Source organism: Streptomyces sp. NPDC026206 (assembly GCF_040638465.1).
Taxonomy (GTDB): Bacteria; Actinomycetota; Actinomycetes; order Streptomycetales; family Streptomycetaceae; genus Streptomyces.
This window is the reverse complement of record NZ_JBEZYL010000001.1, coordinates 470804-486013: the sequence shown is the minus strand read 5'-3', so window position 1 is coordinate 486013 and position 15210 is coordinate 470804. Positions and strand designations below refer to the sequence as shown.

At 72.6% G+C, this 15210-nt stretch carries 17 protein-coding genes; 7 read left to right on the top strand and 10 right to left on the bottom strand.

Translation table 11 applies throughout. The features are described 5' to 3' along the window. Positions 1-50 precede the first annotated feature (50 nt). The 3 genes from AB0F13_RS02305 to AB0F13_RS02295 form a co-directional block, all read right to left on the bottom strand. Positions 51-143, bottom strand: a complete 93-nt coding sequence (locus AB0F13_RS02305) for an Ms4533A family Cys-rich leader peptide (RefSeq protein WP_362073733.1) — start codon at positions 141-143, stop codon at positions 51-53. A gap of 65 nt (positions 144-208) precedes the next feature. Then, complete coding sequence (locus AB0F13_RS02300; RefSeq protein WP_362073730.1) at positions 209-1648, bottom strand: DUF3152 domain-containing protein; 1440 nt, start codon at positions 1646-1648, stop codon at positions 209-211. Beyond that, the gene (locus tag AB0F13_RS02295) at positions 1641-2636 is read right to left on the bottom strand and encodes an alpha/beta hydrolase (protein WP_362073727.1); all 996 of its coding nucleotides are present in this window, start codon (positions 2634-2636) and stop codon (positions 1641-1643) included. The genes AB0F13_RS02300 and AB0F13_RS02295 overlap by 8 nt, the downstream gene beginning before the upstream one ends. A gap of 153 nt (positions 2637-2789) precedes the next feature. Here AB0F13_RS02295 and AB0F13_RS02290 point away from each other — a divergent pair, with 153 nt between their 5' ends. From AB0F13_RS02290 to AB0F13_RS02275, 4 genes are all read left to right on the top strand, one after another. After that, positions 2790-3008 carry a hypothetical protein gene (locus tag AB0F13_RS02290; protein ID WP_362073724.1) on the top strand — a complete coding sequence of 73 codons (219 nt, stop codon included), beginning with the start codon at positions 2790-2792 and terminating at the stop codon, positions 3006-3008. Between the two features lie 192 nt (positions 3009-3200). Beyond that, positions 3201-3839 carry a TetR/AcrR family transcriptional regulator gene (locus tag AB0F13_RS02285; protein ID WP_362073721.1) on the top strand — a complete coding sequence of 213 codons (639 nt, stop codon included), beginning with the start codon at positions 3201-3203 and terminating at the stop codon, positions 3837-3839. A 164-nt stretch (positions 3840-4003) separates the two neighbouring features. Beyond that, positions 4004-4231 (top strand): DUF3107 domain-containing protein, encoded by a 228-nt coding sequence (locus AB0F13_RS02280; RefSeq protein ID WP_362073718.1) that lies wholly within the window; start codon positions 4004-4006, stop codon positions 4229-4231. Between the two features lie 225 nt (positions 4232-4456). Next, positions 4457-4735 (top strand): hypothetical protein, encoded by a 279-nt coding sequence (locus AB0F13_RS02275; RefSeq protein WP_362073715.1) that lies wholly within the window; start codon positions 4457-4459, stop codon positions 4733-4735. Positions 4736-4791: 56 nt separating this feature from the next. Here AB0F13_RS02275 and AB0F13_RS02270 read toward each other — a convergent pair whose 3' ends face one another. Further along, on the bottom strand, positions 4792-5550 hold the full coding sequence (locus AB0F13_RS02270; RefSeq protein ID WP_362073712.1) for a ferritin-like fold-containing protein: 759 nt from the start codon (positions 5548-5550) through the stop codon (positions 4792-4794). 514 nt (positions 5551-6064) lie between these two features. On the opposite strand from AB0F13_RS02270, the gene AB0F13_RS02265 reads away from it, so the two are divergent. After that, positions 6065-8569 (top strand): DEAD/DEAH box helicase, encoded by a 2505-nt coding sequence (locus AB0F13_RS02265; protein WP_362074470.1) that lies wholly within the window; start codon positions 6065-6067, stop codon positions 8567-8569. A 91-nt stretch (positions 8570-8660) separates the two neighbouring features. Here the strand turns inward: AB0F13_RS02265 and AB0F13_RS02260 are convergent, their stop codons facing one another. Next, the gene (locus AB0F13_RS02260; RefSeq protein WP_362074467.1) at positions 8661-9401 is read right to left on the bottom strand and encodes an SDR family oxidoreductase; all 741 of its coding nucleotides are present in this window, start codon (positions 9399-9401) and stop codon (positions 8661-8663) included. Between the two features lie 76 nt (positions 9402-9477). On the opposite strand from AB0F13_RS02260, the gene AB0F13_RS02255 reads away from it, so the two are divergent. Further along, entirely contained in the window at positions 9478-10350 is an 873-nt protein-coding gene (locus AB0F13_RS02255) for an alpha/beta fold hydrolase (protein ID WP_362073709.1), read from the top strand. 31 nt (positions 10351-10381) lie between these two features. Here AB0F13_RS02255 and AB0F13_RS02250 read toward each other — a convergent pair whose 3' ends face one another. Beyond that, positions 10382-11167, bottom strand: coding sequence for a VOC family protein (locus tag AB0F13_RS02250; protein WP_362073706.1), 786 nt, complete (start codon positions 11165-11167; stop codon positions 10382-10384). A gap of 204 nt (positions 11168-11371) precedes the next feature. After that, entirely contained in the window at positions 11372-12313 is a 942-nt protein-coding gene (locus AB0F13_RS02245; protein WP_362073703.1) for an NYN domain-containing protein, read from the bottom strand. A gap of 166 nt (positions 12314-12479) precedes the next feature. Between AB0F13_RS02245 and AB0F13_RS02240 the strand changes: the two genes are divergently transcribed. Beyond that, the gene (locus AB0F13_RS02240) at positions 12480-12632 is read left to right on the top strand and encodes a hypothetical protein (protein WP_362073700.1); all 153 of its coding nucleotides are present in this window, start codon (positions 12480-12482) and stop codon (positions 12630-12632) included. 71 nt (positions 12633-12703) lie between these two features. Here the strand turns inward: AB0F13_RS02240 and AB0F13_RS02235 are convergent, their stop codons facing one another. The 3 genes from AB0F13_RS02235 to AB0F13_RS02225 form a co-directional block, all read right to left on the bottom strand. Beyond that, the gene (locus AB0F13_RS02235; protein WP_362073697.1) at positions 12704-13309 is read right to left on the bottom strand and encodes a MarC family protein; all 606 of its coding nucleotides are present in this window, start codon (positions 13307-13309) and stop codon (positions 12704-12706) included. Between the two features lie 173 nt (positions 13310-13482). After that, a complete protein-coding gene (locus AB0F13_RS02230; RefSeq protein WP_362073694.1) occupies positions 13483-14355 on the bottom strand; it encodes a PHP domain-containing protein in 873 nt (290 codons plus the stop codon). Between the two features lie 142 nt (positions 14356-14497). Continuing rightward, positions 14498-15139 carry a DUF6758 family protein gene (locus AB0F13_RS02225; protein WP_362073691.1) on the bottom strand — a complete coding sequence of 214 codons (642 nt, stop codon included), beginning with the start codon at positions 15137-15139 and terminating at the stop codon, positions 14498-14500. Positions 15140-15210: the final 71 nt, after the last annotated feature.

Genomic DNA, 15210 nt, shown 5'->3' with positions numbered 1-15210 from the left:
GGACGCGACGCTGCCGGGCAGCGCGCAGGGGCGCGGGGGAAAGAGCGGTCTCAGCGACAGAGGATGTCGGCGACTGCGTGCACGGCCACGCCGATCAGCGCCAGCTCGAAGCCGGCGATCTCGGAGGCGTGGTGGTGCGACATGCGGAGAAGACTGAACGAATTTTCGCCCCGTGGCAAAGGTGTCTCACATGGAAAGACGCCAGGTCTCAGGAAGTGGGACGAGGGTCGGGGCCGGGGAAGGGCCAGGCGTTGGGGCGGCAGGTCCTGCCGTCGGTCGTCAGGAACTTCGTCTGCTGCATCATCACCGGCGCGAGGGCGTCCTGCGCGCTGCAGGACTCGTGGTCGTGGCCGAGGCGGTGACCGACCTCATGGTTGATCAGCATCTGCCGGTACGCGTGCATCTCGTCGCCGTAGGTCTGCGAACCCTGGGCCCACCGGTAGGCGTTGATCATGACACGGTCGGTCGCGGCGGAGTCGCAGGAGACGTTGTCCTCGGTGGTGTCCAGGCCCGACTTGGCACACCAGGTGGCCGTCGTCCGGGGGCTGGCGAGGGTGACGACGAAGTCGGTGTCGCCCGAGGAGACGCGCTCGAACGTGCGCCTCTCGCCGTGGCCCCAGCTGCGTTCGTCGTTGAGCGTGCGGTGCACGGCCTCGGCGAAGAGGGCGCCGTCGAGCGGCAGCCCCTTCTCCACGTCAACGCGGTAACGAAGGACATCACCCTTACCGGGAGCCTTGTCCTCGCCTCCCACGGCCTCGAATTCACCCGAAGCGCCCGCCTGCGCCTCCAGTGGGTACTTCTTCGCCATTTTCTGCTCGTACGTGACGGGCACCTCGGCGCCGCCGTTGGGCGTGGGTCTGCTGTCGGAGCGCGAGGCGATGTCCGCCTCCGGGCGCTTGCCGACGTCCGCGGAGTGCGCCTGCGCCTTGCCGTCCGCGCTCTCCTGCACCTGCCCGGCCACCGTGACGGCCAGCACGGCGGTCACCAGCGCGGCGGCGACCCCGGTCACGGTCCGCGCCACCCTCCTGCCGGGGACGCGGGACGCACCGGCGGTGCCGGCGCGCCGGGAGCCGTCGCCCGCGGTGACGTTCCGGCCGCTCACGCCGCCGGGCATGGGCACCCGGGTGTGGGTGACGGCATCGTCGGAGCCATCGGAGGAGCCCCCGGCGGCCCCGGGAGTCGTGCCGCCGGGCATGAACCCGGTCGTGAAGTGAGTGTGACCGGCGGGTACGGCGGGGGCGGCGCCCGCCGCCTGTGCGCGCTGGGCGCCGATGACGCCCCAGCCGAGCACCGCGTCGCGCTGCTCGGGGTGACCGCCGCGCGCGGACGGGCGGGCGGTCTCCTCCTGACCGAAGCCCGGGCCGGAGCCCGAGCCGGACCCCGAGCCGAGGCCCGCGGTGTAGCCCGCGTCGTAGTCGGGGCCGAACCCGGCGTCGAAGTCGGCCGCCAGCTCCGCGGCCTCGACGCCGGAGGTGCCGCCGCGCCTGCGCCCCGGGCCCGGGCCCGGCACGGCGGACGCCGCCCCGGGGTTGGCGCGGCCGTGGACGGCGGGGCCGCCGTCCGGGGCGCGGCGGCGGCCCGTACCGGGAGCGGCGGCAGCGGCGGACCCACGAGGGGCCCGGTCGGCGCGTGCGCTGTGTTTACCCACGGGGCGGGGCGCTCCGTTCAGATGTCGTGGCGGTATCCGCGAGCAGTTCCCGGAAGGCGCGAGCCACCACGTCCGGGTCCTCCATCATCGCGACATGACCCGCTTCGAGAAGCGTCAGCAGCCGCGAGTCGCGGAATGCCTTACTCGCGCGGCGGGCCATACGGATGGAGACGAGCTGGTCGCGCACTCCGTACACGAGCAGAGTAGGGGCAAGCACCTTCTCCGCCTGGCGCCACAGCGAATGCTGTCCGCCGAGTGTGTACGCGTCGACGAGGCCGCGCGCCGAGCGGCCCATGACCTCCCAGAAGTAGGGGAGCTCCAGGCGCCGCTCGTACTCGGCGACGGCCAGGGCGAACCCCTCGGGCGTCACCCGGGCCGGGTCTCCGTAGCAGAGGGCGAGCACCTCGCGCGTGCGGCGCTCGGGGGTCCAGTCCTTGGTCGCGCGGGCGAAGAAGGAGACGATGCCCGGCACGGCGAGGAGCGCGGTGGGCACCGCCGTGCGCTGGGGGCGCAGCTCGGGCAGGGCGGGCGAGACGAGCGTGAGGGTGCGGACGAGGTCCGGGCGGACGGCGGCCACGCGGGTGGCGACGGCGCCGCCCATGGAGTTGCCGATGAGGTGGACGGGACCGCGCTCGACGGCGTCGAGGTAGCGGATGACCACGCGCGCGTACCCGGTGATGGAGTAGTCGCCGTCCTCCGGCGGCGGCGCGTCGCCGAAGCCGGGCAGGTCGAGCGCCTCGCCGTCGACGACGTCCGCGAGCCGTTCCATGAGCTCCGACCAGTTCTGCGAGGACCCGCCGAGGCCGTGGACATAGAGGGCGGGCGGCAGCGGCCTGCCGGGGGCGTCGGCCGGGGGCCGGGAGCGCACGGTCAGCGTGAGCCCGGGCAGGGCCACCGTGCGCAGCTTCTCGCCCTCACTGACCCGCGAGGAGCGCGCTGGGGGCACCACGGGTACGGCGCGGGCATCCGGCGACTCGGTCGAAGACATGCGGGCAATGTTACGAGACGATCACGCCCGAACCTTTGTGGTGGCGGTCACAGATCGTCTGGCGGTGCGGAGCAGCGTCTCCTAGGCTGCCTACTAAGGAGTACTCAAGGAGTACCAAGGGCGCTCTTCTCGGATGCTGGAAAGGGATTCCGCATGCCTGTCGACCCGACCGATCCGGACACCTTCGAGGAGGAGGTGGATGCCACGGAGATCGACGTCGAGGCCCCCGAGGCCGACGCCGCCGAGCAGCACGCGGACCTCGCGCCGCGACACGACGATCCCCAGTCGGACATCCACCCGGACACGGCGAACGAGGCCGACCGCGCGGAGCAGGCGCGGGTGGTGGAACTGGACGAGGACGACTACCGCTGAACCGGGCGGGGACGGCTGCCGCCGCCGCGGCGTTCCGGCTCGGCTGGGCGTCGTGTACCGATTGGGGGCTTTGTCGACTTCCCACAGCGTCCGGTCCGTGAAATTCTCCGCTCCGACCACGCACGGCCCGGTTACCCAAAAGTACGATGGCGGGCGGTGCACACCGTGCACGGAACAATCATGGGAGGCGGCGTGACAGCCATCGAGCAGACCGAGGCGCGCCCGCGAGGCACGCGCCTGCCGCGCCGAGCCCGACGCAACCAGCTCCTGGGCGCCGCCCAGGAGGTCTTCGTGGCCCAGGGGTACCACGCGGCGGCGATGGACGACATCGCCGAGCGCGCGGGCGTCAGCAAGCCGGTCCTGTACCAGCACTTCCCCGGCAAGCTCGACCTCTACCTGGCCCTGCTGGACCAGCACTGCGAGAACCTGCTGCAGGCCGTCCGCACCGCGCTCGCCTCCACCACCGAGAACAAGCTGCGCGTGGCGGCCACGATGGACGCCTACTTCGCGTACGTGGAGGAGGAGGGCGGCGCCTTCCGCCTCGTCTTCGAGTCCGACCTCACCAACGAGCCGGCCGTGCGCGAGCGCGTCGAGCGGGTCTCGCTGGAGTGCGCCGACGCGATCAGCGAGGTGGTCGCCGAGGACACCGGCCTGTCGAAGGACGAGGCCATGCTGCTGGCCGTGGGCCTGGGCGGCGTCTCCCAGGTGGTCGCCCGCTACTGGCTCTCCAGCGAGAGCGCGGTCCCGCGCGACACGGCGGTCCAGCTGCTGACGTCGCTGGCCTGGCGCGGCATCGCGGGCTTCCCGAAGGTCGCACCCGAGCAGCACTGATCCCCGAGCGTCATGCCCTGTGGCGTGTGTTCGCTGCGAGCGTGCGGGGCCGGGCCCGGCTCGCCCCCGTACCGGGCTAATGTGTGGAACGTACGGCGCGGCTGGCCGCGCACCCCTCCCCTGGGCTACGCCACGGGGACCGCACACCTTCGGAGGGACAGACCGTGGAGGTCAAGATCGGCGTGCAGCACGCGCCCCGCGAGATCGTTCTGGAGAGCGGGCTGGCTGCCGAGGAAGTGGAGCGCGCGGTGGCCGAGGCGCTCGCCGGCAAGGCTCAGCTGCTGAGCCTGGAGGACGACCGCGGCCGCAAGGTGCTGATCCCGGCCGACCGGCTGGCGTACGTGGAGATCGGCGAGCCGACCGTCCGCAAGGTCGGATTCGGCGCGATGTGATCGCGCGATGATCCTGACATGTCCGGCTCCGGCCGGACATGAACGGCGGGGCAACGGTGTGGAATTCACCGTGGCCCCGCCGTTGTCGTAGGCGCTGTTCGTATGTGACTGTCGTAGGTGACACCGGGATCGGCGACGAGGGTTGCTCGAAGCGGTCATGGGGTAAGACCGCTACGACCGATTTGCACCCCCTGCTTCTCGGCCACCTCACGGGAGGGAATGAGCATGATCCTCTGGGAAGCGCTCGGCTCGGTCCTCATCGGCCTCGCCGTCTCCTACGGAGCCCTGCGCTGGCTTCCCACGCGCTACGGACAGTTCCGCTCGCGGGTCCTCACCCTGTCGACCGGACCGGTCGCCGCACTGTTCGGCGCGCTGCTGGCCCACTCGGTGCTGGGACCCGGGCACGCCGTCGCCACGCTGGCGGTGTCCCTCGGCGTGGCCGTCGCGCTGCTCTCCCTGCTGCTGCGCCCCGCCGGCCGGGCCCGCCGATCAGCCACGGCTTGAGGCGGCGGGCCCGCAGGAATCCGGATCCGGCAGTGCTGCGCGGTGTCGCGACCGCGTCAGGCGGCCAGGCCCAGCGCGGCCATCCGCTTGGTGTGCGCCTCGGTGATCCGGGAGAACATCTTTCCGACCTCCGCGAGGTCGAAGCCACCGGCCACGCCGCCCACCAGCATCGTCGACAGTGCGTCACGGTCGGCGACCACGCGCTGCGCCTGCGAAAGCGCCTCCCCCATCAGCCGGCGCGCCCACAGCGCGAGCCGCCCGCCCACGCGCGGATCGGCCTCGATCGCGGCGCGCACCTTCTCGACCGCGAACGAGGCGTGCCCGGTGTCGTCGAGGACGGTCAGCACCAGCGCCCGGGTGTCGGAGTCCAGGCGGGCCGCGACCTCGCGGTAGAAGTCACTGGCGATCGAGTCGCCCACATACGCCTTGACCAGGCCCTCGAGCCAGTCCGAGGGCGCGGTCTGGCGGTGGAACTCGTCCAGCGCGGCCGCGAAGGGCTCCATCGCGGCGGTCGGCGGCGCGTCCACGGCCTCCAGCCTGTCCCGCAGCCGCTGGAAGTGCTGGAACTCGGCCGCGGCCATCTTGGCCAGGGCCGCCTTGTCGTCCAGCGTCGGTGCCAGCTTGGCATCCTCGGCGAGCCGCTCGAAGGCGGCCAGCTCGCCGTAGGCGAGGGCACCGAGCAGGTCCACGACGGCCGCCCGGTACTGCGGGTCGGCGGAGGCCTGGGCCCAGTCCTGGGCGGCGATCCCGGTCTGCTGCCCGGCGTCGGGGGTGCCGGGCTCGATGGCGTTCTCTGGCGTGTCGGACGTCTCCATGCAGCGAACGATAGCCCGCTGTGCGACAGGACGAACCCCCTGGTCAGACAGTTCATCCTGATCCGGACACAGGATTGTCCGGACACACATGCGCCTTTCCGGGGTACAGTGCTAATAGGCCAGCCGAGTATTCGGCGGGCCGAACTCATGCTGTGTCTTCTGGAGGCCTGTCTTCAGGACTGCAGCGGATGCCCGGTCGGTGGCCCGATCGGCTTCCACAAAACCGACCGCCCTCCGCGCGGTACGTACGGGACGTACGCACACCAGGAGGGATCCGCTCGCGGCACGTGCGCTCGAGTGAAGGCAGTGGTCCCGCGCCAACCGGATGCTTCTGGCAACCGGCTCCCTACCGGCGCGGTCCGTACGTTCCCTTCGTACGACCCCCTTCGCCGCTCGCGCCGCGTCTCACAGAAGAGGCAAGATTCTGTCCACTTTCCGAGACCTTGGGATTCTGTCCGAAACCGCCGAAGCGCTCGAAGCTGTCGGCATCGTGAATCCGTTCCCCATCCAGGAGATGACGCTCCCCGTCGCCCTCTCGGGCTCCGACGTCATCGGCCAGGCCAAGACCGGCACCGGCAAGACGCTGGGCTTCGGCCTGCCCCTGCTGGAGCGCGTCGTCGTCCCCGCGGACGTCGAGGCCGGCCGGGCGAAGCCCGAGCAGCTGACCGACGCCGCGCAGGCCCTCATCGTGGTGCCCACCCGTGAGCTCTGCCAGCAGGTCACCAACGACCTCCTGACCGCCGGCAAGGTCCGCAACGTGCGGGTCCAGGCCATTTACGGCGGTCGCGCCTACGAGCCCCAGGTCGAGGCGCTCAAGAAGGGCGTCGACGTGATCGTCGGCACGCCCGGCCGTCTGCTCGACCTCGCCGGCCAGAAGAAGCTCAGCCTGGCGCACGTCAAGGCGCTCGTCCTGGACGAGGCCGACGAGATGCTGGACCTGGGCTTCCTGCCCGACGTCGAGCGCATCATCACGATGCTGCCGGCCAAGCGGCAGACGATGCTGTTCTCGGCCACCATGCCGGGCGCCGTCATCTCGCTCGCGCGCCGCTACATGTCGCAGCCCACGCACATCCGCGCCACCTCGCCGGACGACGAGGGCCAGACCCACGCCAACATCGCCCAGCACATCTTCCGCGCCCACAACATGGACAAGCCGGAGATGGTCGCCCGCATCCTGCAGGCCGAGGGCCGCAACCGCGCGATGATCTTCTGCCGCACGAAGCGGACCGCCGCGGACATCGCCGACCAGCTCCTCCGCCGCGGCTTCGCCGCCGGCGCGGTCCACGGCGACCTCGGCCAGGGCGCCCGCGAGCAGGCGCTGCGCGCCTTCCGTAACGGCAAGGTCGACGTCCTGGTCTGCACGGACGTCGCCGCGCGCGGCATCGATGTGGACGACGTCACGCACGTCATCAACTACCAGACCCCCGAGGACGAGAAGACCTACCTGCACCGCACCGGCCGCACCGGCCGCGCGGGCAAGGCGGGCACGGCCATCACCCTGGTCGACTGGGACGACATCCCGCGCTGGAAGCTCATCAACAAGGCGCTGGAACTGCCCTTCGACGAGCCGGAGGAGACGTACTCCACGTCCCCGCACCTGTACGAGGCGCTGGGCATCCCCGCCGGCACGAAGGGCATCCTGCCCCGCGCCGAGCGGACCCTGGCCGGGCTCGACGCCGAGGTCCTCGAGGACCTCGGCGAGCCGGGTGGCCGCGGGCGCGGCCGTGACGGCGGCCGCGGCCGTGAGCGCGACCGTGACCGTGACCGTGAGCGCGTCCAGGAGGAGCGCCCGGCCCGTACCCCGCGCCAGCGCCGCCGTACGCGCAACGGCGCGCCGGTCTCGGCCGTGGAGGGCACTCCGGTCGCCGGTTCCGGCGAGACGGCCGCCCCCGCGTCCGGAGCTCCGGAGACGCCGGCACGGCCGCGCCGTCGCCGCCGTACGCGCAGCGGTGCGGGCTCGGCTCCGGCCGTGGCCGCGACGACGCCCGTGACCGAGCAGGCGCCGGCCGCATCGGCCCCGGCGGCGGAGCCGGAGGCTCCGGCCCGGTCGAGGCGGCGCCGCACCCGTGGCGCGGCGCAGGCGGCGCCCATGGCGGCCGTGACCGGCACCGAGGTCATCGAGGCTGCTGAGGCCGTAACGGCGTCCGTGCCGGCCGCCCGCGTGGCGGAGAGCGCTGTGGAGACGGCCGAGGCCGTCGACGTCGTGGAGGCGGCCGAGGCGAAGCCGAAGCGCACCCGCACCGCCAAGAAGGCCGTGGCCACCGTGACCGAGGTCGCCGAGGTCGCCGAGGTCGCCGAGGTCGCCGCAGCCGCCGAGGTCAAGCCGAAGCGCACCCGCGCCAAGAAGGCCGTCGAGACGGCCGAGGTCGCTGAGGTCGCCGAGGCCGCTGAGGTCAAGCCCAAGCGCACCCGCGCCAAGAAGGCCGTGGCCACCGTGACCGAGGTCGCCGAGGTCGCCGAGGTCGCCGCAGCCGCTGAGGTCAAGCCGAAGCGGACCCGCACGACGAAGGCCGCCGCCGCCAAGGCCGAAGCCGCCATCGACACCGCGGAGACAGCCGAGGCCAAGCCCAAGCGCACCCGCGCCAAGAAGGCCGTGGAGACGGCCGAGGCCGCCGAGATCGTCAAGACCGCCGAGGCCAAGCCGAAGCGGACCCGCACGACGAAGGCCGCCGCCGCCAAGGCCGAAGCCGCCGCCGACACCGCCGAAGCCGCCGAAGCCAAGCCCAAGCGCACCCGCGCCAAGAAGGCCGTGGAGACGGCCGAGGTCGCCGAGGTCGCCGAGGCCGCTGAGGTCAAGCCCAAGCGCACGCGGGCCAAGAAGGCCGTGGCCGCCCCCGAGGCCCCCGAGGCTGCTGAGGCGAAGCCGAAGCGCACCCGCACCGCCAAGAAGGCCGTGGCCGTCGAGGCCGAGCCGGAGGCGAAGCCGAAGCGCACGCGTGCCAAGGCCGCCACCGCCGAGGTGGCGGAGGCCGAGGCCAAGCCGAAGCGCACGCGCACGGTCAAGAAGGCCGAGGCGTAACCCGGGCACCGCACCGCATACGCGACGGCCGGTCACCCCCTGCGGGGTGGCCGGCCGTCGGCGTACCCGGCCCGTCGGGGCCGGCGGTGGATCACGCCGCGAAGCCGCCGTCCACCGCGATGGACGCGCCCGTGATGTACGCGCCCGACGGGCCCGCCAGGTGGGCCACCGTGTCGGCCACCTCCGCCGGGCGGCCGTAGCGGCCGAGCGCGGTCAGGCCGCTCTGCGTCCCGGCGGCCGGTCCGTCGGCCGGGTTCATGTCCGTGTCGACGGGGCCGGGGTGGAGGAGGTTGGCGGTGATGCCCCGGGGGCCGAGTTCCCGGGCGAGGGACTTCGTCAGGCCGGTGAGGGCCGTCTTGCTGGTGGCGTAGAGCGTGCCGCCGGGGAAGGCGGCGCGTTCGGCCATGCAGCTGCCGATCGTGATGATGCGGCCGCCCTCGCTCAGGTGGGGCAGCGCGGCCTGGGCCGCGAGGAAGGGCGCCCGGACGTTGACCGCGAGGACGCGGTCGACGTCCTCCAGGGACAGCTCCTCCATCGGCCCGAGCACGCCCGTACCCGCGTTGTTGACCAGGATGTCCAGCCGTCCGAACTCCGCGGCCGCCCCGGCCACCGCGGCCCGTACCGCCTCGGCTTCCGCCGCGTCGGCCCGTACGGCCAGGGCGCGGCCGCCGAGCTCCTTCACCCGGGCGACGACGTCCGCCGCCCGTGCCTCGTTCGTCCGGTAGGTGAGGGCGACGTCCGCGCCCTCCCGTGCGAGCCGGAGGACGACCGCCTCGCCGATGCCCCTGCTGCCGCCGGTGACCAGTGCGGCCTTGCCCTGAAGCGTGTTCATGTGCGTCATGGCCCGATCGTCGTCCGTACGGGCCCGCGGTTCCGGCGGTGATCGGACGTCGCGTTAGCCTCGTGGCATGAGCAGGCCGCCGTTCCTCACCTTGCCCGCGTGCGCACGCGCGTACCGCCTCACCACCCGGCGCGGGGAGTTCGCCGTGCACGACGCCCGGCCCGCGGCCGAGCCGCGCGGCACGGCGCTGCTCGTGCCGGGGTTCACGGGCAGCAAGGAGGACTTCGTCGCGCTGCTGGAGCCGCTGGCGGCGGCCGGGTACCGGGCCGTGGCCGTGGACGGGCGCGGACAGCACGAGAGCCCGGGGCCCCGTGATGTATTCGCCTATGCCCAGGGCGAGTTGGCGCAGGATGTTCTCGCGCAGGCGGCCGCTCTCAACGGTGGCACGGGGGGTGGCGTGCATCTGCTCGGGCACTCCCTGGGCGGGCTGATCGCGCGGGCCGCCGTGCTCGCCGATCCGTCACCGTTCCGCTCGCTGACGGTGATGAGCAGCGGGCCTGCCGCGATCTCCGCGTCGCAGCAGGCCCGTACGCTGCGCCTGATCCAGGCCCTGGGTGTGCTGGACATGGAGAGCGTCTGGCAGGAGATGCAGCGCGAGAACATCGAAAGCACGGCGAACGCGACCGCCGTCGACACCTCCCCGGCGCTCGCGGAGTTCTTGCACCGCCGCTGGCTCGGCACAGTGCCCGAACAACTGATGGCGACCGGGCGGCAGTTGACCGATGAGCCGGACCGCACCGCAGAGCTGGCGAAGGTGGAGCTGCCCAAGCACGTCGTCTCGGGGGCGCTCGACTACGCCTGGCCGGTGCCGGAGATCGACGCCATGGCCGAGAAGCTGTCGGCGCGGCGCACGGTCGTCCAGGGTGCGGGCCACTCCCCCAACGCCGAGCGGCCCGCCGCGACGGCGGAGGCCCTCATCCGCTTCTGGGACCTGGCCTGACGGCCCGGCCCGGCCCCGCGGCCGGCCGGTTCTAGCAGCCCGGCTTCACGGTCACCGTGAACAGTCCGCCCTCGCGGTCCCGCAGCGTCGCCTCGCTCCCCACCCGTGAGTGGGTGGGCTCGGAGACGACCGCGCCTCCCGCGGCGAGGGCCGCTTCCACGGCCTTCTCTACGTCGTCCACGCGGAAGAACACGTGCCAGCGCGGCCGGATCCGCGGGTCGGGGTCGGCCTCGACGGCGCCGCCGCGCAGGCAGGCGACCGTGCGCTCACCCGAGCGGACCGTCACCGCGTCGTCCTCGTAGCGGACCTCCAGGCGGTCCGGGCGGTCGACGGCCCAGTCGAAGATCTCACCGTAGAACATGGCCGCAGCGAAGGCGTCCCGGGTGCGCAGCTCCAGCCACGCCGGCGCGCCGCCGCTGCCGATGCGCCAGCCCGGCAGGTTCTTGCCCTCCCAGAAGCCGAACACGGCTCCGGCCGGGTCCGCGGCCAGCACGACGCGGCCGTCGCCCACCGCGAGCGGGCCGACGGCGACCGTACCGCCGCGCTCGCGGACCCGTGATGCCACCGTGTCGGCTTCGGCGACGGCGAAGTAGGAGGTCCAGGAGACAGCCATGCCCATGCGGCGTGCGGCGTCGGAGAGGCCGGCGACGGGTTTCCCGTCGGAGATCGCCACGACGAAGCCCTCGCCGAACGAGCCGGTGCGGAACCTCCAGCCCAGCACCGCGCCGTAGAAGTCCTTCGCGGCGGCGAGGTCCGCGGTCAGCAGGCTCACCCAGCAGGGCTGTCCCAGCCCCACCGTGCGGTCAGTGGCCGACATGGCCGATCGCCTCGTTTCTGTTCCGGAGTGCTGCGGTTCCCGCGGAGGTCGTACGCGGCGGCGGAGGCTGTCCGGCCGCGCCGCTGCCACCCCCCTGCCAGGGTTCCACTCGCGTCCCGCGCGCGCATTCCGGCGCGCGCGTGACGCGCCCGGTTCGTCCCGCGTACAACCCGGTCGGCTCGCGCGTCCGGGCGCGTGCCACGGTCAGTACTGGGTGCGCAGATGGTCCCAGAAGCCGTCGCGCAGGGCGCGCCGCAGGTCGGCGTGGCCGCGCAGCGACAGCCCGAGCAGCGCCTCGGCCTCCACGAGCAGCTCCTGGTCGACGGTGCCGGGCAGGTAGGGGTGCCCGGGCAGCAGTTCAGCGAGCGGGGCGCGGCCGCGCGAACCCAGCCACTGCGCCGCGACCTGGGCACCGACGAAGCGCACGTCGCCGCGGGAGGGGGCGGGGCCGGGCCGGGCCGGGGCCTCGCCGAAGGGCTCGTAGACGCTGCGCCGCGTCACGTAGGGCCGGCAGAATTCGAGGTCGAACGTGCGCTGGCTGTCGACCTCCCACAGCAGTGGCTCGGCCTGGTTGCGGCCGTCGACGGCCTCGATGCCCCACAGGTGGACGCGGGCGCCGTAGCCCTGTGCCGCCTCGACCGCCGAGACGAGGTCCTCGTCGCCGCCGATGAGTACCGCGTCGCTGATCGCGCGGTGCCGGGCGAGGGATTCGAGGTCGGTGCGGATGAGGGAGTCGACGCCCTTCTGCTGGTTGTTGGCGTTGAGGTTGCCGAGGCGGACCTTGACGTCGGGGAGCTCGGCGATGCTCTGCTGTTCGGTGGTGTGGATGCGGCGGCGGGCGCCGTCGTACCAGTAGACGCGCAGCAGCCGGCTGTCGGGGAAGATCGTGCGGGCCTTGTCGATGAATGCCTCGATCAGCCCCTCCGCGTCGAGGCCGAAGGCCCGCCGGTCCTCGGTGCCGGCGACGAGGCGGCCGGCGGCGGCGTAGGCGTAGCCGGCGTCCACGAAGACCGCGTGGGTGGAGGGGGTGGTCGCGACCTCGGCCAGCACGCGGGTGAGCAGCTCATTGGTGCGTTCGATGCCGGCGGCGATCTCGCCGAGGCCGGGGGGCCGGGGGCCGCCGGAGGGATGGTTCACGTCGCTCATACAGGTCTCACCAGCGTCAGTGGTTAGTCATGTTAAAAATTTCTTTAGCGTAGGGAATGTTTTCCACACTGCCCTCGTTGGACACATATGCAACGCGCGCAGCATCGTCGCCGCGCGCGTCAGTGTTCATAGTTCTCCTCAGGAGGATCAGACGAAGGGAGAAGCCTTGCGCTTCGAGATCATGCGCCTGGACGACGTCGACGGTACGGCCGTCGACAGCACCGTCGTGGACGCCGCCTCCGTCAACCGGATCGTGCAGCAGGCCGCCTCGATCGGCCAGCGCATCTACATCCGCCCGGCCCACTCCGCGGTCCGGTAACGCTCACGCGTGGCCCCGCGGACGGAACACCCCCGTACGGACAACCGTACGGGGGTGTTCCGCGTCGGGGATCAGTGACTGGAGATCACCTGGGTGATGCCGTTGATGATCTGCTGCACGGCCAGCGCGGAGAGCATCATGCCGGCGAGCCGCGTCACCAGCACCACGCCACCGTCCTTGATCACCCGGATGATCAGCAGCGAGTACCGCATCACCAGCCACAGCACCACGTGCATCGCCGCGATGGCCGCCCACACCGACACCTGAGAGGCGAAGGACTGTGCGTGCTGCACCGCGAGGATCACCGAGACGATCGCACCGGGCCCGGCCAGCAGCGGCATGCCGAGCGGCACGAGCGCGACGTTGACGTCCTTGGTCTGGGTGGGCTCCTCCGACTTGCCCGTCAGCAGGTCGAGCGCGATGAGCAGCAGGAGCAGTCCTCCCGCGATCATCAGGGCGGGCGTGGTGATGTGCAGGTAGTCCAGGATCTGCTGGCCGCAGATGCCGAATACGGCGATCACACCGAAGGCGACCGCCGCGGCCTGCCAGGCCATCCGCCGCTGGACCTTGGCGGGGCGGCCCGAGGTGAGGGCGAGGAAGATCGGCGTGATCCCGGGGGGATCCATGATCACAAAAAGGGTGAGGAAGAGGGAGCCGAAGACAGCGATGTCGAACACAGTGAGGGCCTTGCGGGAGTGGTGCGAGCAGGAGCGGGGAAGCGAAGGACTGCACGGGAGAGGGAGTGGCCTCGTACGGCCGGCCCGCGCGCGGTCCGCGAAGACGGCGACGAGGGCGTACGAACACCGTCACCCGCACGTGGACACACGCACGGGCGCGGGGTGAGGGGCGGTCAGCCGCCGGCGCCCGGGACGGGGAACGCGCCCGTTGCGCGGCGGGTGATCTCGCCGTAGATCTCCGGGTCGGTCGTGAACTCGCCGAGCCGGCAGGTCTTACGGCTGCCGTGGTAGTCGCTGGAGCCGGTGGTCAGCAGGCCGAGCTCGGCGGCGAGGCCGCGCAGCCGGGCCCGGGTGGGGGCGTCGTGGTCCATGTGGTCCACCTCGATGCCGTCCAGTCCGGCCGAGGCCAGCTCGGCTATCGCGCTCTCGGGCACACAGTGGCCCCGCTTGAGCGCCATCGGGTGCGCGAGGACCGTGACCCCACCGGCGGCCTTGACCAGGCGGACCGCCTCGAAGGGGTCGAGTTCGTGCTTCTCGGCGTACGCCCGGCCGCCACTGCCGAGCCACTCGGGGGTGAAGGCGTCGGAGACGCTGTCGATCACGCCGAGCTCGACCATGGCACTGGCCACGTGCGGGCGTCCCACGGCCCCGCCCGCGGCGAGCTGCGCCACGCGCTCCCACGCGACCGGGACGCCGAGCGCGTTGAGTTTGGCGACCATGGCCCGGGCGCGCGGTTCGCGGTCGTCGCGCACCAGCTCGCGCTCGCGCGCGAACTCGGGTTCCGCCGGGTCGAAGAGGTAGGCCAGCATGTGCAGGCTCATGCCGTTCCCGCCGTCGAGGCGGCACGACAGCTCGGCGCCGGTGACGAGGGTCAGGGGACGGTCGAGGCCGGCCAGGGCCGCGATGGCCTCGGCGTGGCCGCCGACGCCGTCGTGATCGGTCAGGGCGACGACGTCCAGCCCGGCGGCGGCCGCGTTGCGGACCAGCTCGGCGGGGGTGTCCGTACCGTCCGACGCCGTGGAGTGGGTGTGCAGGTCGATACGCACGACGACACGGCTCCCAACGGCGAGTGGAACGGGCAGGACCGCTTCAGGATAACTGTCGTTTCAACGATCGCCGTCGGCCGAGCCCCGCGGGCGCCCCGCACCCGGCAGTACGTACGACCGGTCGGCGTGGGAGAGGCCGGGGTCAGGGCGAGAGGATGCGGGGTGAGAGCGCTCCGCAGGGCAGCAGGTCCACCTCGGCTCCGGCGTCGCGCAGGTCGGTGAGCACCAGCTCGTCGTACATCAGCAGGCCCGAGTGCTCCGGCCAGACGACCGCCCACAGCCACAGCCCGCGGGCCTCGCCGGCGAAGACGGCCCGGTCGGCGGGCGCGTTGTCGACGTGCCACAGGGGGGTGGGGCGGCCGGCCGCGTGCACCTTGGCGTGCGGTGAGCGGTCCATGCGGAGGTTGCGGCCGGGGTCGGGGCCGTCGATGCCGGCGTAGCGCGCGCCGAGGCCCACGCCGAGCTCCTCCGCCACCAGCAGCAGCTCACCGGGGCCGCCCAGCGGGCTCGGCCCCGAGCAGGCGACGGCCGTCGCCCGCCCTCCGCTGCGGTCGTCGCCCGCGCAGGTCACACCGGTGAAGAGCCATCCGACGGGCAGCGGCCAGGGCATCCAGACCGGCACCCGGGCCCGGCCCACCACGACGGCCAGCGCCTCGACACTCGGCGGGACGACCGGCTGCAGAGGGTGCACCATGCCGTGCACAGCGCACTGCCAGGAGTCGGCGAAGAGACCGGGCGCTCGCACCCGGCCACCGCACTTCGGGCAACTGGGTTCGCCCCTCATAGCCTCCAACGGTCCTACCAGGCCGCCCTCCCGTCAAGGACGATCACCCGTCCGGAGTCGATGCCGTCACA

Coding starts and splice junctions, on each gene's coding strand:
- AB0F13_RS02305 (WP_362073733.1), bottom strand. CDS start 143: ATGTCGCACCACCACGCCTCCGAGATCGCCGGCTTCGAGCTGGCGCTG.
- AB0F13_RS02295 (WP_362073727.1), bottom strand. CDS start 2,636: ATGTCTTCGACCGAGTCGCCGGATGCCCGCGCCGTACCCGTGGTGCCC.
- AB0F13_RS02290 (WP_362073724.1), top strand. CDS start 2,790: ATGCCTGTCGACCCGACCGATCCGGACACCTTCGAGGAGGAGGTGGAT.
- AB0F13_RS02275 (WP_362073715.1), top strand. CDS start 4,457: ATGATCCTCTGGGAAGCGCTCGGCTCGGTCCTCATCGGCCTCGCCGTC.
- AB0F13_RS02270 (WP_362073712.1), bottom strand. CDS start 5,550: ATGGAGACGTCCGACACGCCAGAGAACGCCATCGAGCCCGGCACCCCC.
- AB0F13_RS02265 (WP_362074470.1), top strand. CDS start 6,065: ATGACGCTCCCCGTCGCCCTCTCGGGCTCCGACGTCATCGGCCAGGCC.
- AB0F13_RS02260 (WP_362074467.1), bottom strand. CDS start 9,401: ATGAACACGCTTCAGGGCAAGGCCGCACTGGTCACCGGCGGCAGCAGG.
- AB0F13_RS02255 (WP_362073709.1), top strand. CDS start 9,478: ATGAGCAGGCCGCCGTTCCTCACCTTGCCCGCGTGCGCACGCGCGTAC.
- AB0F13_RS02250 (WP_362073706.1), bottom strand. CDS start 11,167: ATGTCGGCCACTGACCGCACGGTGGGGCTGGGACAGCCCTGCTGGGTG.
- AB0F13_RS02245 (WP_362073703.1), bottom strand. CDS start 12,313: ATGAGCGACGTGAACCATCCCTCCGGCGGCCCCCGGCCCCCCGGCCTC.
- AB0F13_RS02225 (WP_362073691.1), bottom strand. CDS start 15,139: ATGAGGGGCGAACCCAGTTGCCCGAAGTGCGGTGGCCGGGTGCGAGCG.